Below are 21,403 nucleotides of genomic sequence, written 5' to 3'. Positions count from 1 at the left end.
CCGGTTTGGAACACGGGGCCGACAACGGCCTGCAGTAAGGCCTGAAACGCACCGCCTGGCAAAAAGCACTTGCGAGCGAGGCGTTCTGGCGGTACTAATTTGTACATGATTAGACAGGTTCGATTCGACAAAAAAACCCGTGTGGTTCGCGCCCTGGCCCAACGCATCGAGCAAGGCGAGTTTGGCGCGGGCGAGCGGCTGCCCGGTGAGCACGAGCTGGCAGCGGCTTTCGACGTCAGCCGCGGCACGCTGCGCGAGGCGCTCTCCGAGCTCAAGCGGCGCAACTACATCGGCACCCAGCCGGGCGTCGGCTCGGTGGTCACCTATGACGGCGTGCCCCTGCACCAGGGTGGCGGCTGGGCGCAGGCCCTCGCCGCTGGCGGTGTGCAGGTCCAGACCGAGCTGCTGGGCATCGCCAGTGTCGAACGCGAGGAATTCGCCGAGCGATTCGGCCGCGCCCGCTTCATGCTCGTCGAGCGTCGCCGGCGGGCCGCCGATGGCAGCCTGGTGTCGCTCGAACGCGCACTGATTCCAGCCTGCGATGGCCTGGAGAACCTTGCCGAAGAGGGCCTGCTCGAGAACTCGCTGACCGCCACACTGGCCGCCCACGGCTATCGCGCCGGGCAGGGCAAGCAGTGGATCGGTGCCGCGCCGCTCGACAGCGACGCGGCCAGCCAGCTGCAACGCGCACCGGGCAGCGTGTTCCTCAGGGTGGTCAGGGAAACCTTCGACAGCCGCGAGCGCTTCATGGAGCGGGTCGAGAGCTACCTCGACCCGCTGCACTTTCAACTTCATCTCGAATTCGGGGACACCCAGTGAACCAGCTTTCCACCGTGCGAGACCGCGCGCTCGGCGCCTTCCACGGATTGGCACTGGGCGATGCGCTCGGCATGCCGACCCAGTCGCTGTCCCGCGAAAAGATTCGCGCACGCTATGGCCGTGTCGACGGCCTGCTCGATGCCGACGCCGACCAACCCATCGCCCCGAACATGCCGGCCGGCGCCATCACCGACGATACCGAGCAGGCGATCCTGGTTGGCGAGCTGCTGGTCGAAGGCCAAGGCCGCATCGCACCCACTGACCTGGCGCAGCGCCTGATCGACTGGGAAGCAGCCATGCGCGCCAAGGGCTCGCAGGACTTGCTCGGCCCATCGACCAAGCGTGCCATCGAGATGATTCTCGCCGGCGCCAGCCCGGAACAGGCCGGGCGCTTCGGCACCACCAACGGCGCGGCGATGCGCATCACGCCGGTGGGCATCGCCGCCGACGTGCGTGACTCCGAGCGGTTCATGGCGCAGGTGCTGCAGGCCTGCCAGGTGACCCACAACACCGGCCTGGGTATCGCCAGCGCCGCTGCGGTGGCGGCGGTGGTGTCGGCGGGCATCAACGGCGACGGCCTGGCCAGCGCCCTGGACAGCGGCGTCGCGGCGGCCCGGCAAGGCCAGCAACTGGGCCATTGGGTGGCTGGCGGCGATATCGCGGCACGCATCGAGTGGACCGCACGGCTCTGCGACGCCGCCAGCCCCGAAACCTTGGCTGACCTGATCTACGAGGTGATCGGCACCTCGGTGGCGTCCCAGGAATCCGTGGTCGCCGCGTTCGCCCTGGCGCGCGCCGTGGCCAACGGCCAACTGACGCCCTACGCGGCCCTGTGCATGGCCGCCAGCCTGGGTGGCGACACCGACACCATTGCCGCCGTGCTCGGCGCCATGCTCGGCGCGACCCATGGCCTCGGTGCATGGCCGAGCGACGCGCTGGCGCAGGTCTGCGCGGTGAGCCAGATCGACCTGGCGCCGCTGACCGACCGGCTGCTGGCCTTGCGAACGATCTGAACCCCTGGGTGGCCGCCCCTGCGCTCACCCAGCCCTGCCAACAACAACGAACTATCGCAGGAGTCATGCCATGCGTGCATCCGAACAGGTGGGCCAGCTGGAAACCCGCGGCATCGAGCCGGTGCCCGAACAGGAATGCAACGGCCACCCGTTGCAACTGTTCTGGGTCTGGTTCGCGGCCAACATCAGCATTCTCGGCCTGCCGCTGGGCGCCACCCTGATCGCCTTCCAGGGCCTGTCGATCTGGCAGGCGCTGGTCGTCGCCATCCTCGGTGCCGGCGGCTCCTTCGCCATCGTCGGCCTGCTGTCGATCGCCGGTCGCCGGGGGCGCGCGCCAAGCCTGACGCTGTCGCGGGCGATCTTCGGCATGCGTGGCAATATCGGCCCGACCCTGGTCTCGCTCGGCTCGCGCCTGGGCTGGGAGACGGTCAACACCACCACGGCGGCCTTCGTGCTGCTGTCGCTGGTGTCGATCGTCCAGGGCACACCGGTGGAGGCCAAGTCGGCGCCCTTGCTGACGCTATTGTTCATCGGCCTGTTCGTGCTGCTGACCCTGTGCGTCTCCGGCCTCGGCCATGCCACGCTGCTGGTGATCCAGAAGTGGGCCACCTGGGTGTTCGGCGCGCTGAACCTGGTGGTCGGCGGTTTTCTCGCCCTGCACATCGACTGGGCCCTGGTGTGGGCGGCCACGCCAGCGCCGATGTCCGCCGTGCTGATCGGCATCGGCACCATGGCGGCCGGCACCGGTATCGGCTGGGCCAATGCCGGCGCCGACATGTCACGCTACCAGCACAAGAGCGTGCGAGCGGCCGGGCTGGTGGCTTCCGCCGCCTTTGGCGCAGGAATTCCGCTGGTGCTGCTGATCACCCTGGGCGGCCTGATTTCGGTGGGCAACGATCATCTGGCCTCGGCGACCGACCCCATCGTGGCGATTCGCGAGCTGCTGCCGACCTGGATGGCCGTGCCCTACCTGATCACCGCCTTCGGCGGCCTGCTGCTGTCCAACAATCTGTCGGTGTATTCGGCGGGCCTGACCACCCTGACCCTCGGCCTCAAGGTCAAGCGGGTTTACGCGGTGGTGGTCGACATCGTGGCGATCTTCATCGGCTCTATCTACTTCATGCTGATCGCCGAGAGCTTCTACGGCCCGTTCATCACCTTCATCTCCATGCTGGCCGTGCCGATCACCGCCTGGGTGGGCATCTTCCTGGTCGACCTGCGTCACCGTCAGCGCTACGAGGCGGCCGACCTGATGAACGTCAGCCCGAGCAGCGCCTACTGGTACGCCGGCGGCGTGGAGTGGCGCGCCCTGAGCGCCTGGGCGGTGGCGATCGCACTGGGCTTCAGCTTCACCACGGTGAAGATCGGCGCGGGCAACGTGCTGTTCCAGGGCTGGCTGGCCGACTCCTGGTTCGGTCAGAACGGCCTGGGCTGGATCGTTACCTTCGTCGTCGCCGGTGGCCTGTATGCGCTGCTCGGTGGCTGCCGCGATCGCCGCGCCGCCGTGACCCACGAGGCCGCCCATGGCCGCTAGATTGCTGTACACCGGCCAGGTGGTCGTCGACCTGGTGATGAACGTCAGCGCCCTGCCCGCCGCGGGCCAGGACGTGCTGGCCAGCAGTGCGGCTTTCGCAGTGGGCGGCGGCTTCAACGTGATGGCCGCTGCCGCGCGCAACGGCCTGAGCACCTGTTACCTGGGCCGCCATGGTATTGGCCGCTTCGGCGACATGGCGCGCCAGGCCTTGCAGGCGCAAGGCATCGAGTGTCGCCTGCCGCCAAGTGCCGATGGCGATACCGGGCTGTGCGTCGCCCTGACCGACGCCAGCGCCGAGCGCTCGTTCGTCACCCATGTCGGCGCCGAAGGCGTGCTGCACGCCGAGGACCTGCAGCACGAAACCGCCACGGCCACAGACTGGGTGATGGTCAGCGGCTACAGCCTGCTGCATGCCGGCAAGGCGGCCCCGCTGCTGGCCTGGCTGCAGCAGGGCGGGGCGGCCGGCGCTCTGGTGTTCGATCCCGGTCCGCTGGCCTGCAATCCGAGCATCCCGGGCGCCGAGCAGTTGCTGGAGCGCCTGGCGATCTGGAGCAGTAATCGCGAGGAAGCCCTGCAGTTCACCGCTGCCGACAACCTGGAGCAGGCCCTCGAGCGCCTCACGGCCCGGCTGCCGGAGGGTGCCCTGGTGATTCTGCGCGACGGCCCGCAGGGCTGTTGGCTAGCGCGTGGCGACTGGCGCCTGCAAGTACCGGGCTTTGCCGTACAGGCGGTAGACACCAACGGTGCCGGCGACGCCCATATCGGTGTATTCCTGGCCAGCCTGGCTGCCGGATTACCCGAGCCAGTCGCCGCTGCACGCGCCAATGCCGCGGCGGCCATTGCAGTCACTCGCCACGGCCCGGCGACCTGCCCGCCAGCGGACGAACTCGATGCCTTTCTGGCCGAACAGACCATTGGCTGATCCGAGCCCGCCTCGGGCGGCAGTCACCTGATCGAGGGCGCGCCTCACCGGCTCAGCCACGCTGGGTCAGGGCGCCAGCCCCTCGACGATGATCACTTCCGAACGCGCCGCGCCGGCCCGGTAGCTGCTCGCCTCCTGGTAGGCCGCGGAGCGGTAGCAGGCCAGCGCCTGTTCGTACGACTCGAACTCGATTACCACGCTACGCTGAGGCGTATCACGGCCTTCCTGCGCCTCGGAGCGGCCGCCACGGGCGAGGAATTTACCGCCGAATTCGGCGAACACGGCCGGGGCGCGCTTGGTGTATTCGCTATAGCGCTCGGGATCGGTGACGTCCACGTGCGCAATCCAGTAACCCTTCATAGGCTGACTCCTTTAACTTGATTGCGTATTACGGTATACCATAATTCAAAATAATCCGACCTGCGAGAACCGACATGCCCTTCCATCCCGTCCGTGAACTCATCGATGACTTTCGCCAGGGCAAAATGGTCTTGCTGGTGGACGACGAAGACCGCGAGAACGAGGGCGACCTGCTGCTCGCTGCCGAATTCTGTACGCCCCAGGCGATCAATTTCATGGCCCGTGAAGCCCGCGGCCTGATCTGCCTGACCCTGACCGACGAGCACTGCCAGCGCCTCGGCCTGGAGCAGATGGTGCCCAGCAACGGTAGCGTATTTTCCACCGCCTTCACCGTTTCCATCGAAGCTGCCAGCGGCATCACCACCGGCATTTCCGCCGCCGACCGCGCCCATACGGTGCTGACTGCCGTAGCCGCCGATGCCAAGCCCAGCGACCTGGTGCAGCCGGGCCACATCTTTCCGCTGCGCGCCAAGGAGGGCGGCGTGCTGACCCGCGCCGGGCACACCGAGGCCGGCTGCGACCTGGCCCGGCTGGCCGGCGTGACGCCTGCGGCGGTGATCGTCGAGGTGATGAACGAGGACGGCAGCATGGCCCGCCGCCCCGACCTGGAGGCCTTCGCCGCACTACACGGCATCAAGATCGGCACCATCGCCGATCTCATTCAGTACCGCCTGAGCACCGAGCACACCATCACCCGCATCGGCGAGCGGGCACTGCCCACGGTGCACGGCGAGTTCCGTCTGATCACCTATGAAGATCGCATCGCCGGCGGCGTACACATGGCCATGGTGATGGGCGACATCCGCCATGAGGAACCGACCCTGGCGCGCGTGCACGCCATCGACCCGTTGCGCGACCTGGTCGGCGCCGAGTATTGCGGGCCGCGCAGCTGGACGCTGTGGGCTGCCCTGGAACGCATCGCCGCCGACGGCAAGGGCGTGGTCGTGGTGCTGGCCAACCATGAGTCGTCGCAAGCCCTGCTCGAGCGCGTACCGCAGCTGACCCAGCCGCAGCGGCCCTTCAACCGGGGCCAGCCGCGGGTGTATTCCGAGGTCGGTACCGGGGCGCAGATCTTGCAAGATCTGGGCGTCGGCAAGCTGCGCCACCTCGGCCCGCCGCTCAAGTACGCGGGTCTGGCCGGCTACGAGCTGGAAGTGGTGGAGACCGTGCCGTTCGAGTGACGGACAGCCGGTCGCATGAGCCCCGCAAGATGTATGGCAAATCGCTTGCGGAAAGCTTGGAATACCATAATATGATATCCCTAAGGCCAGTCAGTTTATCCTGTGCCCCGCAAGGGACAACCACAAGCACAGCACTCGATACAGGCCGCCATTAAAGATCCACTGGATCCACTGCTCCGGTTAAGCGGGCAAACGCCCGCTTGCGTACAAACACAACAAAGAGGGCAAGCAAGATGGTGTTTATCAAAGGTGTTACCTCGGTGCTCGCCGCGAGTATCCTGAGTGCTGCAATCACGACCACCGCCTCGGCGGAAACCGTCAACTTCGTCAGCTGGGGCGGTACCACTCAGGAGGCGCAGAAAGCCGCCTGGGCCGACCCCTTCACCCGCGAAACCAAGATCACCGTCGTCCAGGATGGCCCGACCGACTACGGCAAGCTCAAGGCCATGGTCGAGAGCGGCAACGTGCAGTGGGACGTGGTCGACGTGGAGGCCGATTTCGCCCTGCGCGCCGCGGCCGAAGGCCTGCTCGAACCGCTGGACTTCAACGTCATCAAGCGCGATCGCATCGACCCACGCTTCGTCAACGACCACGGCGTCGGTTCGTTCTTCTTCTCGTTCGTGCTCGGCTACAACGAAGGCGCGGTCGGCGGCAAGAAGCCCGAAGAATGGAGCGCGCTGTTCGACACCGCCACTTACCCCGGCAAACGCGCCCTGTACAAATGGCCGAGCCCCGGTGTGCTGGAACTGGCCCTGCTGGCCGACGGCGTAGAAAAGGACAAGCTGTACCCGCTGGATCTGGATCGCGCCTTCAAGAAACTCGACACCATCAAGAAGGACATCGTCTGGTGGGGCGGCGGCGCGCAGTCGCAGCAGCTGCTGGCCTCCGGCGAGGCGAGCATGGGCCAGTTCTGGAACGGTCGTATCCACGCCCTGCAGGAAGATGGCGCGCCGGTCGCGGCGAGCTGGAAGCAGAACCTGGTCATGGCCGACATGCTGGTGGTGCCCAAGGGCGCCAAGAACAAGGAAGCGGCCATGAAGTTCCTGGCCAACTCCAGCAGCGCCAAGGGCCAGGCCGACTTCTCCAACCTGACCGCCTACGCGCCGGTCAACCTGGACAGCGTGGCACGCCTGGATTCGGTACTGGCGCAGAACCTGCCGACCGCCCACGAGGCCGACCAGATCACTCTGGACTACGCCTACTGGGCCAAGAACGGCGCGGAGATCGCCAACCGCTGGAACGAATGGCTGGTGAAATGAGATGACCGCGCTCCGTACCCCTGAGGTCGGTGCAGCAGACCGTCAGCGCGCAAGCGCTGGCGGCAACCCGGAACGGGCAGCGCGCTGGCGCGGTGCCCCGTACCTGCTGCCCGCCCTGCTGTTTCTCGGTTTGTTCTTCCTGGCGCCGCTGATCGGCCTGCTGCTGCGCGGCGTGCTGGAACCGGAGCCGGGCCTGGGCAACTATGCTCAACTGTTCGCCAACTCGGCCTACTCCAAGGTGCTGTTCAACACCTTCGCGGTGGCCGGCCTCGTGACCGTGATCAGCCTCCTGCTGGGCTTCCCCCTGGCCTGGGCGATCACCCTGATGCCGCGCGGCTGGGGCCGCTGGCTGTTGAGCATCGTGCTGCTGTCGATGTGGACCAGCCTGCTGGCGCGCACCTATTCGTGGCTGGTGCTGCTGCAGTCCTCGGGGGTGGTCAACAAGTTCCTGATGGGCCTGGGCATCATCGATCAGCCGCTGGAGATGGTGCACAACCTGACCGGCGTGGTGATCGGCATGAGCTACATCATGATCCCGTTCATCGTGCTGCCGCTGCAGGCGACCATGAGCGCCATCGACCCGATGGTGTTGCAGGCCGGTTCGATCTGTGGTGCCAGCCCATGGCGCAACTTCTTCAAGGTGTTCATTCCGCTGTGCCGGCCAGGCATCTTCAGCGGTGGGCTGATGGTCTTCGTGATGTCCCTGGGGTACTACGTGACGCCGGCGCTGCTGGGCGGTGCGCAGAACATGATGCTCCCCGAATTCATCATCCAGCAGGTGCAATCGTTCCTCAACTGGGGCATCGCCAGTGCGGCAGCAGCCTTGCTGATCCTCATCACCCTGGTGCTGTTCTACGTCTACCTGAAGCTGCAACCGGAATCGCCGGTCGCTTCCAGCACTGCGAGGTAAGCCGCCATGCTGCTGTCACCCAATGCCATGGGTCGTGGCCTGCGCTACGGCCTGACCGCGACCACCGCGCTGATCGCCGTGTTCCTGCTGCTGCCAATCCTGTTCATCGTGCTGCTGTCGTTCGGCTCCTCGCAGTGGCTGGTCTTCCCGCCACCGGGCTGGACGCTGAAGTGGTACGGGCAGTTCTTCTCCAACGCCCAGTGGATGGATTCGGCGCTGGTCAGCCTCAAGGTCGCGCTGCTGACCACCCTGTGCGCCCTGGCCATCGGCCTGCCCAGCGCCTTCGCCCTGGTGCGCGGCAAGTTCCCCGGCCGTGAGCTGCTGTATGCGCTGTTCACCCTGCCGATGATCGTGCCACTGGTGATCATCGCCGTGGCGGTGTACGCGTTGTTTCTCAAGCTCGGCTACACCGGCACGCTGTTCGCCTTCGTGGTCAGCCACGTGATCGTCGCGCTGCCGTTCACCATCATCTCGATCATCAACTCGCTGAAACTGTTCGACCAGTCCATCGAGGATGCCGCGGTGATCTGCGGCGCCACCCGCCTGCAGGCCATCGTCAAGGTGACCTTCCCGGCGATTCGCCCGGGCCTGGTATCGGGTGGGCTGTTCGCCTTTCTGGTGTCGTGGGACGAGGTGGTGCTCAGCGTGATGATGGCCAGCCCCGGCCTGCAGACGCTGCCGGTGAAGATGTGGACGACGCTGCGCCAGGATCTCACCCCGGTGATCGCCGTCGCCTCGACGCTACTGATCGCCCTTTCCCTGCTGGTCATGTTCATCGCCGCCATTGCACGCCGGCGCGCCGAAGCCAAAGGCTGAGCGCCGAGGAGAACCCCATGAGTGCCGTCATCAAAGAACAACAGGCGCCCCAGACCCTGGTCAGCCTGCGCAACCTGAACAAGCACTACGGCGATTTCACCGCTGTGGACAACATTTCCCTGGATATCCAGGACGGCGAATTCCTCACCTTCCTCGGCTCCAGCGGCTCGGGCAAGAGCACCACGTTGTCGATGCTCGCCGGCTTCGAAACGCCCAGCTCCGGGGAAATCCTCGTGGAGGGCAAATCCCTGGTCAACGTGCCGCCGCACAAGCGCGATATCGGCATGGTGTTCCAGCGCTATTCGCTGTTTCCGCACCTCAACGTGCGCGACAACATCGCCTTCCCACTGGGCATCCGCAAGCTCAGCGCCGACGAGCAGAAGCGCAAGGTCGACGCCATGCTCAAGCTGGTACAGCTCGAAGCCTTCGCCCACCGTCGCCCGTCGCAGATGTCCGGCGGCCAGCAGCAGCGCGTGGCCATCGCTCGGGCGCTGGTCTACGAGCCACGCATTCTGCTGATGGACGAACCCCTCGGCGCCCTGGACAAGAAGCTGCGCGAGGACCTGCAGGACGAGCTGCGCCACCTGCACCGCCGCCTGGGCATCACCATCGTCTACGTGACCCACGATCAGGAAGAAGCCATGCGCCTGTCCCAGCGCATCGCCATCTTCAGTCACGGCAAGATCGTCGGCCTGGGTACCGGCTACGACCTGTACCAGAATCCGCCGAACGCCTTCGTCGCCTCGTTCCTGGGCAATTCCAACTTCTTGCGTGCCAAGGTCAGCGGTCAGGCTGCCGTGCAGTTCGAGCAGCAGAGCCTGGCGATCACCCCGACTGCCAACCTGCAGAACGACCAGGACGTACTGCTGATGCTGCGCCCGGAAAAGGCCCAGGTGCTGCCCCTTGAGGTTGCCGCACAAAGCCCGCTGCCGGCTGGCTGGAACGAGATCGCCGTGCAGGTCGCCGAAGTGGTGTTCCTCGGTGAAAGCCTGACCTGCCACGTGGTTACGCCGGGCGGCTGCCACCTGACCCTGAAAGCCATGGGCAGCGGCCTGCAACCGCTGCAGCCCGGTGCCCAGGCCAAGGTCCGTTGGGCAGCCAGCGAGGCCTGCCTGTACGACAGCTGGAACGAGAGCGATCTGAGCAAGGGCGCCGGGGCGCACTAAAGCTGCTATCCACCGTAGCTTCTGGGGAAAAATGCAAGAGCTACGGTCGGCACCGTCACCTGTGGGAGCGCGCCATGCGCGCAAAAAAATCGCGGGCATGGCCCGCTTCCACAAGTACTCATGCCGGGCAGCGGCGGGGGGTGCGACGCTTCACCTACTTTGCCCGACCCCGGTCGCAAAGGACCTGAACCGTTACATCCGCCCCTCACAAGTGGTACCGCTTTTCCCACGCACAACCAGCGCGCCCGGCGGCCAACGCTGCCGCCGCCCGTCGCAGCGCTTCGGGCAATCTGGAGCGTATTTTGCAATGTGCCAGTACGGCGCGTGACCACGGTAGCTTCGCCAGGTCGGCAGCCGAGGGCATCTTCAATCGTTCGGGAGGGATTTCCATGCGCACATTGCTGGCCATGCTGCTGGGACTGCAGCTGTTTTCCACCGCTCACGCCGAGCAGAGCCTCACCTTCGTCAGTTGGGGCGGCAGCACCCAGGCCGCGCAGACCCGCGCCTGGAGCGAGCCCTTCACCCAGCAGACCGGCATTCGCGTCGAGCAGGCCGGCCCTACCGATTACGCGGCCTTCAAGGCCATGGTGGAAAGTGGCAAGGTCACCTGGGACGTGGTCGACGTGGAGGCCGATTTCGCCCTGCGTGCCGGCCGCGAAGGCCTGCTCGAGCCGCTGGACTTCAAGCAGATCGCCAAGCGCACCATCGACCCGCGGTTCGTCACCATCTACGGCGCCGGCTCGTTCTACTTCTCCTTCATTCTCGGCTACAACACCCAGGTGCTCGCCAGCGTGCCGCAGGATTGGGCGGCGCTGTTCGACACCCGCGCCTATCCGGGCAAACGCGCCTTGTACAAATGGCCGAGCCCCGGCGTGCTGGAGATCGCCCTGCTCGCCGACGGCGTAGCCGCCGACAAACTGTACCCGCTGGATCTGGATCGCGCCTTCAGGAAGCTCGACAGCATCAAGGGCGACATCGCCTGGTGGGGCAGCGGCGACGAGTCCCAGCAGTTGCTGTCGAGCGGCGCGGCGGGCCTGGGCATGTTCTGGAATGGCCGGGTCAATGCCCTGCGCGATCAGGGCGCGCCCGTGGGCATCAGTTGGCAGCAGAACCTGGTGACCGGCGATTTCCTGGTCATTCCCCGCGGCGCACCGAACGCCGAAGCGGCGCGTGCGTTCATCGCCCACGCCACCAGCCCCAGGGCGCAGGCGGACTTTTCCTCGCTGACCGGCTACGCACCCGTCAACCTCGGCGCCTCGGCGCTGGTCGACCCCAAACTCGCAGAGAACCAACCGGGCGCCCACAAGACCGGACAGATCACCCTCGACTTCAAATACTGGAGCCTGAACGGCGAGCGCATCGCCGAACGCTGGTACGCCTGGCAGGCCGCCAGCAACTGATGCTTTTCGACGAGAGGGGCCTCTGGTACTCGCCAAAGTATTTTATATTATGGTATACCATAGACCATAAGCCGCCTGATCCTGCAGGCGGCCAGCCCCGACAGCGCCTCGCGCTCCCGGGCCTTACAAAAATCGAGGAAAGCGACATGAAATTCTCTTTGTTCGTCCACATGGAACGCTACGACCAGGAAGTCGGCCACCGTGAGCTCTTCGAGCAGCTGACCGAACTCACCCTGCTGGCCGAGGCCGGCGGCTTCAGCACCGTGTGGATCGGCGAACACCACGCCATGGAATACACCATCTCGCCGAGCCCGATGCCGATTCTGGCCTACCTGGCCGCCCGCACCAGCACCATCCGCCTGGGCGCCGGCACCATCATTGCGCCGTTCTGGAACCCGATCCGCGTAGCCGGCGAATGCGCCCTGCTCGACGTGATCAGCAACGGTCGCATGGAAGTGGGCCTGGCCCGCGGCGCCTACCAGTTCGAATTCGACCGCATGGCCGGCGGCATGCCGGCTACCGACGGCGGCAAGGCGCTGCGCGAAATGGTTCCGGTGGTGCGCAAGCTGTGGGAGGGCGACTACGCCCATGACGGCGAGGTCTACAAGTTCCCCACCTCCACCAGCGTGCCGAAGCCGTACAACGCCCAGCCGCCGATGTGGATCGCCGCCCGCGACCCGGACTCGCACAACTTCGCCGTGGCCAATGGCTGCAACGTGATGGTCACGCCGCTGATGAAGGGCGACGAAGAGGTGGTCGACCTGAACGACAAGTTCAACGCCGCCCTGGCCAACAACCCGGGCGTGCCACGCCCGCAACTGATGGTGCTGCGCCACACCCACGTGCACCTGGCCGACGACCCCGAAGGCTGGAAGGTCGGCGCCGCCGCCATCTCGCGCTTCTACCGCACCTTCGATGCCTGGTTCGGCAACAAGACCACGCCGGTCAACGGCTTCCTGGAGCCGAGCCCGGAGTCCAAGTTCGCCGAGGTGCCGGCGTTCCAGCTGGAGAACATCCGCAAGAACACCATGATCGGCACGCCCGAGGAAATCATCGCGCGCATTCGTCACTACCAGGAACTGGGCGTCGACGAATTCAGCTTCTGGGCCGATAACAGCCTGCCCTACGCCGAGAAGAAAAAGTCCCTGGAGCTGTTCATCGAACACGTGATTCCGGCGTTTCGCTAAAACGCCTGTTCACGATCCCTGGTCGATATGATGATTGCGATGACAGCAACGGCGGACAAGCTGCCGTTGACCGTAGCGGCCGCGGAGCGGTGGGTGGATCAGCCCGCGCAGGTGAAGCGCGATCCACCCCATGAGCTGCAGGAGCCGGGCGCGGACGCCCAGACGATAGCCGCGACTGGATGGCGAGCATGGCAATGCTCCTCCGGATGGACTGCGCCGGGTCAGCCAGCATTCAATGCCCGCTTATGTCTCGTGGCCACTCGTTCGCCAACGAGGATCGTGAACAAGCACCCAATCCACATGATTCCAGCACTGCCCGGTAAGGACGGCCGGACCGTGCATCCGCACCTATCCAAATAAAGACAAGACGTAGGTTTCCCCATGCTGCTGTGTGCCATCACGACCCTGTTGCACCCCGTTCTCCCTCGTCTGCGGCCTTGCCCGCTGCGAGCTCGGCTGACCTCTCAGCCGCGTTAACCCACGCATTCAACCCGGCCTGTCCGCCTCGTGCGGTGCAGCGTGCCGCCCGCTATTTGCGCAGGAGAACCCGACATGTCCCATAACAACGCTCCCCAAGAACTCGTCGAAAGCAACAGCGTCGGCCAGGTGGCCGATGCCGATCGTCACGGTCGCGTCCGTGACCTGTTCACCCTCTGGTTCAGCACCAACATCGCACCGCTGCCGATCGTCACCGGCGCCATGGCCGTGCAGGTATTCCACCTGAGCATCGGCTGGGCGATCTGCGCCATCCTGGTCGGCCACCTGCTCGGCGGTGTCGTGCTCGGCCTGGCCTCGGCCCAGGGCCCGCAGATGGGCCTGCCGCAGATGCTGCAGAGCCGCGGCCAGTTCGGCCGCTACGGCGCGCTGCTGGTGGTGGTGATCGCCGCGGTGCTGTACATCGGCTTCTTCATTTCCAACTGCGTGCTGGCTGGCAAGTCCATCCACACCGTGGCGCCGGATCTGCCGCTGCCAGCCGCCGTGCTGATCGGCGCCTGCGCCGCGACGCTGATCGGCATCCTGGGCTACAACTTCATCCATACCCTCAACCGCATCGGCACCTGGGTGATGGGCATCGGTCTGCTGGCTGGCTTCATCGCCCTGTTCGCCAACGGCCTGCCGGCGGATTTCGCCAGCCGCGGTGGTTTCAACCTGGCTGGCTGGCTGGCCATGGCCTCGCTGGGCGCCATCTGGCAGATATCCTTCGCGCCCTACACCTCGGATTACTCGCGCTACCTGCCGCGCGACGTGGGCATCTGGAAGCCCTTCATCGCCACCTACTGCGGCGCCGTGCTGGGCACCTCGCTGTGCTTCATCTTCGGCACCCTGGTGGCGTTGGCGGTGAGCGCCGAGACGGACACCATGGAAGCGGTGAAGCAGAGCACCGGGGTGTTCGGGCCGGTGCTGATGGTGCTGTTCATCCTCAGCATCATCAGCCACAACGCCCTGAATCTTTACGGTGCGGTGCTGGCGCTGATCACCTCGGTGCAGACCTTCGCCGCCGATTGGGCACCGAGCCGCCAGACCCGCGTGGCGCTTTCGGCAATCCTGCTGGTGGCCTGCTGCGTGGTCGCGGTGACGGCGCCGGCGAACTTCATCGCGCGCTTCATGCAACTGATTCTGGCGATGATGATCGTGCTGGTGCCGTGGGCGGTGATCAACCTGGCCGACTTCTACCTGGTGCAGAAGCAGCGCTATCACATCCCCTCGCTGTTCGACGCCACGGGCGGCATCTACGGGCGCTTCAATCCCAATGCGGTCAGCGCCTACGCCATCGGCATCCTGGTACAACTGCCGTTCGCGGTCACGCCAATCTACATCGGCCCCATCGCCAGCAAGCTCGACGGCGCCGACCTGTCGTGGCTGGTGGCGATCGTCGTCACCCTGCCGCTGTACCTGTTGTTGTCGAGCCGCGATACGGTGTACCGGCGCCGGCAGATCTCGACGCAGGCCCGGACCGCCGGCTGATCACCAGGCCGGCGCGAACCGGGGCTCGTCCACTCCGCGATTCAGGTATAGGCGCGTTCGCCGTGCTGGCTGATATCCAGGCCCTGCTGCTCGACTTCTTCGCTGACGCGCAGCCCTCGCGTCAGCCATCCGGTCAGTTTGAGCAGGAGGTAGGTCACCACAGCGCAGTAGACGATGGTGAACAGCACGCTCTTGGCCTGGACCAGCACCTGCGAGGCGATATCGATATCCTGGAAACCGCCCAGGGAAGTCGACGCGAACACACCGGTCAGGATCGAGCCGACGATACCGCCAACACCGTGCAGGCCGAATGCATCCAAGGCGTCATCATAGCCCAGTGAGCGCTTGAGCCCGGCGATGGCGAAATAGCACACTACCGCAGTGACGAAGCCCATGACCAGCGCCCCGCCCGGGCCGACGAAGCCGCAAGCCGGGGTGATGGTCACCAGGCCCGCCAACGCGCCGGATGCAGCGCCCAGGGCGCTGGGCTTGCCACTCTTCCAGACTTCCACCGCCAGCCAGCCGACGATGCCCGAGCAGGCCGCGATCTGCGTGGTGAGCATGGCCATGCCGGCGTTGGCGCTGGCGGCCACCGCCGAACCGACGTTGAAGCCGAACCAGCCGACCCACAGCAGCGCCGCCCCGGTCAGGGCGAACCCCATGTTGTGGGGCGGCATCGCGACATGAGGAAAGCCCTTGCGCCGTCCCAGTACCAGGCAGGCCACCAGGCCAGCGACCCCGGCGTTGATGTGCACCACCGTCCCGCCGGCGAACTCGAGGATGCCCCAGTCCCATAACAGACCACCCGGACCGCTCCAGGCCATGTGCGCCAGCGGGATGTAGCAGAAGGTGAACCACAGCGCCGCAAACAGCACCACCGCGGCAAAGGTCATGCGCTCGGCGAAGGCGCCAGCGATGATCATCGGCGTGATCAGGGCGAAGGTCATCTGGAACGTGGCGAACACACTCTCCGGAATGCTCGCGGTAAGGCTTTCACGGCCCAGGTCGATCAGCAGCAAATGCTTGAAACCGCCGATCAGGCTGTGCAGGTTGAGCACGCCCTCCTGCATCCCGGTGGTATCGGCAAACAGGCTGTAACCGTAGATTACCCACAGCATGCCAATCACCCCCGCCACCGCGAAGCACTGGGTAAACACCGACAACAGGTTCTTGGCCCGCACCATGCCGCCATAGAACAGCGCCAGGCCCGGCACCAGCATCATCAACACCAGCACGGTAGAAACCATCATCCAGGCGGTATCACCGCTGTCCAGAACGGCCTCCTGGGCCATCGCCAGTCCTGGCAACGAGGCCAGGCCCACGCCAACACCGTTGACTATTCGTCCCATCACATCGATTCCTCGCATACGAATTCCGGAAGGATCGGCAGTGGAAAACGCCGCCACGGCTGTCTGTCGAACGCGGCAAGGACCATCAACGGCCGCGCTCTGCGGCGCGTACCGGCTGCTGCTGGGCAAAGAAAACGCCCGGGGAAAACCACCGGGCGTCGATCAATGCGCCATCAGTAACCCTGCCCAGGCACCCAACTGGTGCCGGCCAGCGGCACGCGGGCCATGGCGGCGGACTCGACGGTCAGCGCTACCAGGTCCTCAGGATCGAGGTTGTGCAGGTGGCTCTTGCCGCAAGCGCGGGCCATGGTCTGCGCTTCGAGCACCAGCACACGCAAGTAATTTGCCAAGCGACGACCGCCGTCGACCGGATCGAGGCGTTTGGACAGCTCCGGGTCCTGGGTGGTGATGCCGGCCGGATCGCGGCCGTTCTGCCAGTCGTCGTAGTAGCCGGCAGCCGAGCCGATCTTTTTCAGCTCGTCGTCCAGGCGCGGATGGTTGTCGCCCAGGGCTATCAGCGCAGCCGTACCGATGGCCACCGCATCGGCGCCCAGCGCCATGGCCTTGGCCACATCCGCACCATTGCGGATACCGCCGGAGACGATCAGCTGCACCTTGCGGTGCATGCCCATCTCCTGCAGCGCCTGCACGGCCTGGGGAATCGCCGGCAGGATGGGAATGCCGACGTGCTCGATGAACACTTCCTGGGTCGCCGCGGTACCGCCCTGCATGCCGTCGAGGACGATCACGTCAGCACCGGCCTTCACCGCCAGCTTCACATCGTAATAAGGCCGGCTGGCGCCGATCTTCACGTAGATGGGTTTTTCCCAATCGGTGATCTCGCGCAACTCGGCGATCTTGATCGCCAGGTCGTCCGGGCCGGTCCAGTCCGGGTGGCGGCACGCCGAGCGCTGGTCGACACCGATCGGCAGCGTACGCATGCCCGCGACGCGCTCGGTGACCTTCATGCCCAGCAGCATGCCGCCGCCGCCCGGCTTGGCGCCCTGGCCAAGCACGATCTCGATGGCGTCGGCTTTGCGCAGGTCATCCGGGTTCATGCCGTAACGCGACGGCAGATACTGATAGACCAGATGCTGGGACTGGCCGCGTTCTTCCGGGGTCATGCCGCCGTCGCCGGTAGTGGTGCTGGTGCCGGCAATGCTCGCACCACGGCCCAGGGCTTCCTTGGCGTTGGCCGATAGCGCGCCGAAGCTCATGCCGGCGATGGTCACCGGGATCTTCAGGTGCAGCGGCTTCTTGGCGAAGCGATTGCCGAGGATCACGTCGGTGCCGCATTTCTCGCGGTAGCCCTCCAGCGGGTAGCGCGACACGCTGGCGCCGAGCAGCAGCAGGTCGTCGAAGTGCGGCAGCTTGCGCTTGGTGCCGCCGCCGCGAATATCGTAGATGCCGGTCTCGGCGGCGCGCTGGATTTCCTGGATGGCCAGGCGGTCAAAAGTGGCCGATTCGCGCAGCACGGGGGGTTGTTTGTCGCTCATGATGAAGCTCCTGATCAGTACGCGCTGGCGTTATCGACTTTGAAGTTGTACAGCTGGCGGGCCGAGCCGTAGCGTTTGAAATCGGCGGCGTTCTCCTTGAAGCCGGCGCGATTGAGCAGCGCTTGCAGCTCTTCGATATGCTCGGGGCGCATCTCTTTCTCGATGCAGTCCGACCCCAATGACTCGACGCTGCCTTTGACGAAGATCCTGGTCTCGTACAACGAGTCGCCCAGGGCATCGCCAGCATCGCCACACACCACCAGCCGGCCGGCCTGGCCCATGAAGCAGCTCATGTGGCCGATGCTGCCGCCGACCACGATGTCGATGCCCTTCATGGAAATGCCGCAACGTGCGCCGGCATCGCCCTCGATGACCAGCAGGCCGCCATGGGCGGTCGCACCGGCGGCCTGGGAAGCGCTGCCTTTGACGCGCACGGTGCCGCTCATCATGTTCTCGGCGCAGCCCACGCCGACGTTGCCATGTACGGTGATCGAGGCTTTCTGGTTCATGCCCGCGCAGTAGTAGCCGGCGTGCCCCTGGATATCGATGGAGATGGCTTCGTTGGCGCCGACCGCCAGGTTATGCGCGCCGTTGGGGTGGGCCACGACCCACTCACGCTCGGTGACGGACTTGGCCTGGTCGTGCAGGGCCTGGTTGAGGTCACGCACGCTGGCGCTGGAGAGGTCGATGGTTTTCATGCTGCGTGCTCCTTCTTGCGTTCCCAGATGTACAGGGTGGCGGGAACCGGTTCCCAGACCTTGGCCTTGTCGATGCCTGGCAGGCTCGACAGCGCCTGGTATTCCGAGGCCATGGCGACGTAATCGTCGGTCTCGGCGAGGATCGCCGGCTTGCAGGCGATCGGGTCGCGAATCACCGCGAAGCCGTTACGGGTGCCAATGGCAAAGGTGAAGAAACCGTCCAGCGCGTGCAGCGAGCTATCCAGTGCCTGCTTCAGCGAGTCGCCCTGCTGCAGACGCCAGGCCAGGTAACCGGCGGCGACCTCGGTGTCGTTCTCGGTCTGGAAGTGGGTGCCTTCGCGGCGCAGTTCCTGACGCAGGCGGAAGTGGTTGGACAGCGAGCCGTTGTGCACCAGGCACAGGTCGGCGCCGGTGGAGAACGGGTGGCTGCCCTCCATGGTCACCGCACTTTCGGTAGCCATGCGGGTATGGCCGATGATGTGGCTGCCCTTCATCGAAGCCAGGCCGAAGCGCTCGGAAATCTCCTGCGGCAAGCCCATGCCCTTGAGAATCTCGATGCTCTGCCCGGCACTCATGATGCGCACGCTCGGCGCCAGTTCGGTCATGACGGCGCGTGCGGCGGCTTCTTCGGCCTTGATCTTGAGCACGACGGCGCTGGCGTTCTGGAACCAGTCCAGCTCGGCACCGAGTTTGTCCTTCACGGCGCTCACCAGGGCGGCGAAGTCGTAGCCCTCCGTGGTGGCCTGCAGGGTCAGTTTGATCCAGCCGTCGGCGACTTCATCGCCATAGATGGCGAAGCCGGCGCTGTCCGGGCCGCGGTCGGTCATGGCTTCGAGCATCGGTTCGAACAGCTTGCCGAGCTGCGACTCCAGCTGCGGATTTTTCAGGTAAAGCCCCACGATTCCACACATAGCTAAAACTCCTGGGCAGAAGGCGCCCTACCCAAGGGCGGGCGCCGGAAAACGGTTGAACGGGAGGGTCGGATCAGAAGAATTCGGTGTAGCGCTTGATCTCCCAGTCAGAGACGTGCCGGCTGTACTCCACCCATTCCATGCGCTTGAGCTTGATGAACTCGCCGACGATCTCCTTGCCCATCACCTCGGCAAACAGTGGGTCGGCTTCCAGCGCGTCGCAGGCTTCCTTGAGCGACTGCGGCAGGGTCTTGATGCCTTTGGCGGCAATGGCGTCGAGCCCGAGGGAGTAGAGGTTCTCGTTGCAGATCTGCTCGGGCATCAGCTGGCGGTCGATGCCATCGAGGCCCGCGGCGATGATCGCGGCGCTGACCAGGTACGGGTTGCAGCCGGCATCCGGCAGGCGGAATTCCAGACGACCATAGGGCACGCGCACCATCGCCGAGCGGTTGTTGGCACCAAAAGCGACGAACGCCGGCGCCCAGGTGGCCCCGGACAGCGAGTTGCCGACCACCAGGCGCTTGTAGGAATTCACCGTCGGCGCCGCGAAGGCGCACAGTGCCGGGCCGTGGGCCAGCAGGCCGGCGGCGAAGTGATAGGCGAGCTTCGACAGGCCCATGCCGTTCTTGTCGCTGGCATCGAAGAACAGGTTCTTGCTCTCGGCACTGGCGAGGGAAAGGTGGAAGTGCATGCCGTTGCCGGCGCGTTTCGGGTCGGGCTTGGGCATGAACGAGCAGATCATGCCCAGGTCATTGGCGATCTCCCCGGCGGCCATGCGGAAGAAGGTGAAACGGTCTGCCGACTCCATGGCATCGCTGTAGGTGTAATTGATCTCGAACTGGCCGTTGGCGTCTTCGTGATCGATCTGATAGATGTCGAAACCCACCGGCTGCAGCGCTTCGGTCAGCTTTTCCAGAAACGCCCGGGAGCGCGACAGGCCCTTGTAGTCGTAGCAGGGCTTGTCGAGGTTGTCGCTGGCATCCACCAGTTGCAGGGTGCCGCTTTCATCACGGCGCATCAGGTTGAATTCCGGTTCCAGGCCGGTGTTGAGCGTCCAGCCGCGCGCCTGCAGGCGTTCCACCTGCTGCTGCAGCACGTAGCGGCTGTCGTAGGGCCACGGCTGGCCGTCGACATGCCCGATGCACACTACCCGGCCGTAACCCGGCTGCCATGGCACGGGAATCAGGGTCGAGAGATCGCCCTTGGCCATGAAGTCCGGCCCGTGGGGCTCCATGCCCATGCCGCAGATGGCGAAACCCGCGAACCCGGCGCCGGCCTGCGCCACCGCTTCCAGGCCCGAAACCGGTACCGACTTGGTCTTGGCCGAACCATGGATGTCCACGAACTGGGCCAGTACATACTTGATCGCGTGCTTTTCGATGACCCGCTGGGTTTCGCTTGGCAACATCACATGGCTCCTGTCGACTCGATGACTATTCCAGTTAGGAAATTAAATTTCTCAACAAGAATGCAATCAACTTGCCAATTCGGGTCATGGTCAGCGCCAGCTAGCCGCCACGCGGGTTTTCTTCTATCTGCACAGGAAAAATGCTTTCATAACAAGAAATTCACACCCCTTGGCGTGCACCGTTACAATGCAGGCTGGTCATTCCTGGTGCGAATATATTATTCACATTTAGAAAATGGCCGTGCATGAGTGAAACTACAGAGACTCCGCCCCGTTTGAAGCTCGAGCAGTATCTGGGTATGCAGATACGCCGCCAGCGTCTGGCTCAGGAACTGAAAATCGCCGAGGTCGCGCGCATCGCCGGGATCAGCCAGGGCATGCTCAGCAAGATCGAGAATGCCCAGGTGTCCACCAGCCTCGAGACCCTCAGCCGCCTGTGCGATGTGCTCGGCATGCCGATGTCCAAGCTGTTCAGCCAGTACGACCAGCAAGGCAGCGGGGCGCTGCTGGTGAAAGCCGATGAAGGCCTGGAGGTGGTGCGCCGCGGCACCGAGAAAGGCCACACCTATCACCTGCTGAACCATACCCGCGGGCCGAAGAAGAGCTTCGAGGCCTACATGGTCAGCATGGACGATGCCAGCGAGGAGTTTCCGACCTTCTCGCACCCAGGCACCGAGTTCCTGCACCTGCTCGAAGGCGAACTGGTCTACCGCCACGGCAACCAGCTCTACGCCATGCAGGCCGGCGACAGCCTGACCTTCGACGCCGAAGTCCCCCACGGTCCGGAACAGCTGATCCAGGTACCGATCCGCCTGCTGTCGATCATGAATTACGGCAAGGAGTGAAGGCCAAGCTCACCCGGCGGCTGTAGGGCGGGAGCGGCCGTTCGCTCCCGTGGGGTGGACTGGTGATTATCTGTGGGAGCGGGCCATGCCCGTGATTTCGCGGGCATGGCCCGCTCCTACACTGGATCGGTGGCGGCAGCTTTCGCCTTCAAACAGCCCATCGC

Annotated in this window: 19 protein-coding genes; 13 read left to right on the top strand and 6 right to left on the bottom strand. The window is 65.1% G+C overall.

From position 1 onward, the window contains the following. Positions 1-105 precede the first annotated feature (105 nt). From BVH03_RS00765 to BVH03_RS00750, 4 genes are all read left to right on the top strand, one after another. On the top strand, positions 106-819 hold the full coding sequence (locus BVH03_RS00765; RefSeq protein ID WP_075959411.1) for a GntR family transcriptional regulator: 714 nt from the start codon (positions 106-108) through the stop codon (positions 817-819). Next, positions 816-1,832 (top strand): ADP-ribosylglycohydrolase family protein, encoded by a 1,017-nt coding sequence (locus BVH03_RS00760; protein WP_075959410.1) that lies wholly within the window; start codon positions 816-818, stop codon positions 1,830-1,832. Before BVH03_RS00765 ends, BVH03_RS00760 begins: the two co-directional genes overlap by 4 nt. 70 nt (positions 1,833-1,902) lie before the next feature. Continuing rightward, positions 1,903-3,366, top strand: coding sequence for a cytosine permease (locus BVH03_RS00755; RefSeq protein ID WP_075959409.1), 1,464 nt, complete (start codon positions 1,903-1,905; stop codon positions 3,364-3,366). After that, positions 3,356-4,288: a PfkB family carbohydrate kinase gene (locus BVH03_RS00750; protein WP_075959408.1), complete on the top strand. Its 933-nt coding sequence runs from the start codon at positions 3,356-3,358 to the stop codon at positions 4,286-4,288. The genes BVH03_RS00755 and BVH03_RS00750 overlap by 11 nt, the downstream gene beginning before the upstream one ends. A gap of 66 nt (positions 4,289-4,354) precedes the next feature. On the opposite strand, the gene BVH03_RS00745 is transcribed toward BVH03_RS00750, so the two are convergent. Beyond that, the gene (locus BVH03_RS00745) at positions 4,355-4,648 is read right to left on the bottom strand and encodes a DUF1330 domain-containing protein (protein ID WP_075959407.1); all 294 of its coding nucleotides are present in this window, start codon (positions 4,646-4,648) and stop codon (positions 4,355-4,357) included. A gap of 74 nt (positions 4,649-4,722) precedes the next feature. Between BVH03_RS00745 and ribBA the strand changes: the two genes are divergently transcribed. The 8 genes from ribBA (at position 4,723) to BVH03_RS00700 (ending at position 14,532) form a co-directional block, all read left to right on the top strand. After that, positions 4,723-5,829 carry a bifunctional 3,4-dihydroxy-2-butanone-4-phosphate synthase/GTP cyclohydrolase II gene (ribBA, locus tag BVH03_RS00740; protein WP_075959406.1) on the top strand — a complete coding sequence of 369 codons (1,107 nt, stop codon included), beginning with the start codon at positions 4,723-4,725 and terminating at the stop codon, positions 5,827-5,829. A gap of 233 nt (positions 5,830-6,062) precedes the next feature. After that, positions 6,063-7,088 carry an ABC transporter substrate-binding protein gene (locus tag BVH03_RS00735; RefSeq protein WP_075959405.1) on the top strand — a complete coding sequence of 342 codons (1,026 nt, stop codon included), beginning with the start codon at positions 6,063-6,065 and terminating at the stop codon, positions 7,086-7,088. Between the two features lies 1 nt (position 7,089). Further along, positions 7,090-7,998 carry an ABC transporter permease gene (locus BVH03_RS00730; RefSeq protein ID WP_075959404.1) on the top strand — a complete coding sequence of 303 codons (909 nt, stop codon included), beginning with the start codon at positions 7,090-7,092 and terminating at the stop codon, positions 7,996-7,998. Between the two features lie 6 nt (positions 7,999-8,004). Further along, positions 8,005-8,814: an ABC transporter permease gene (locus BVH03_RS00725; RefSeq protein WP_075928947.1), complete on the top strand. Its 810-nt coding sequence runs from the start codon at positions 8,005-8,007 to the stop codon at positions 8,812-8,814. A gap of 17 nt (positions 8,815-8,831) precedes the next feature. Further along, the gene (locus BVH03_RS00720; protein WP_075959403.1) at positions 8,832-9,980 is read left to right on the top strand and encodes an ABC transporter ATP-binding protein; all 1,149 of its coding nucleotides are present in this window, start codon (positions 8,832-8,834) and stop codon (positions 9,978-9,980) included. 389 nt (positions 9,981-10,369) lie between these two features. Continuing rightward, complete coding sequence (locus tag BVH03_RS00715; RefSeq protein ID WP_075959402.1) at positions 10,370-11,380, top strand: ABC transporter substrate-binding protein; 1,011 nt, start codon at positions 10,370-10,372, stop codon at positions 11,378-11,380. A 146-nt stretch (positions 11,381-11,526) separates the two neighbouring features. Continuing rightward, complete coding sequence (locus BVH03_RS00710; RefSeq protein WP_075959401.1) at positions 11,527-12,567, top strand: LLM class flavin-dependent oxidoreductase; 1,041 nt, start codon at positions 11,527-11,529, stop codon at positions 12,565-12,567. Between the two features lie 552 nt (positions 12,568-13,119). Continuing rightward, positions 13,120-14,532 (top strand): cytosine permease, encoded by a 1,413-nt coding sequence (locus BVH03_RS00700; RefSeq protein WP_075959399.1) that lies wholly within the window; start codon positions 13,120-13,122, stop codon positions 14,530-14,532. 41 nt (positions 14,533-14,573) lie between these two features. Here BVH03_RS00700 and BVH03_RS00695 read toward each other — a convergent pair whose 3' ends face one another. From BVH03_RS00695 to glnT, 5 genes are all read right to left on the bottom strand, one after another. Further along, a complete protein-coding gene (locus BVH03_RS00695; protein ID WP_075959398.1) occupies positions 14,574-15,881 on the bottom strand; it encodes an ammonium transporter in 1,308 nt (435 codons plus the stop codon). Positions 15,882-16,054: 173 nt separating this feature from the next. Continuing rightward, a complete protein-coding gene (locus BVH03_RS00690) occupies positions 16,055-17,377 on the bottom strand; it encodes an FMN-binding glutamate synthase family protein (RefSeq protein ID WP_075959397.1) in 1,323 nt (440 codons plus the stop codon). Positions 17,378-17,391: 14 nt separating this feature from the next. Next, positions 17,392-18,075, bottom strand: coding sequence for a protein glxC (locus BVH03_RS00685; protein WP_075959396.1), 684 nt, complete (start codon positions 18,073-18,075; stop codon positions 17,392-17,394). Next, positions 18,072-18,986: a glutamine amidotransferase family protein gene (locus BVH03_RS00680; protein ID WP_075959395.1), complete on the bottom strand. Its 915-nt coding sequence runs from the start codon at positions 18,984-18,986 to the stop codon at positions 18,072-18,074. Before BVH03_RS00680 ends, BVH03_RS00685 begins: the two co-directional genes overlap by 4 nt. A gap of 73 nt (positions 18,987-19,059) precedes the next feature. Then, complete coding sequence (gene glnT, locus BVH03_RS00675) at positions 19,060-20,394, bottom strand: type III glutamate--ammonia ligase (protein ID WP_075959394.1); 1,335 nt, start codon at positions 20,392-20,394, stop codon at positions 19,060-19,062. A gap of 245 nt (positions 20,395-20,639) precedes the next feature. On the opposite strand from glnT, the gene BVH03_RS00670 reads away from it, so the two are divergent. Further along, positions 20,640-21,239: an XRE family transcriptional regulator gene (locus BVH03_RS00670; RefSeq protein WP_075959393.1), complete on the top strand. Its 600-nt coding sequence runs from the start codon at positions 20,640-20,642 to the stop codon at positions 21,237-21,239. Positions 21,240-21,403: the final 164 nt, after the last annotated feature.

It is taken from the genome of Pseudomonas sp. PA15(2017) (genome assembly GCF_001945395.1).
In the GTDB taxonomy this organism is placed as follows: Bacteria; Pseudomonadota; Gammaproteobacteria; order Pseudomonadales; family Pseudomonadaceae; genus Aquipseudomonas.
This window is presented reverse-complemented; position numbering and strand designations above follow the sequence as displayed.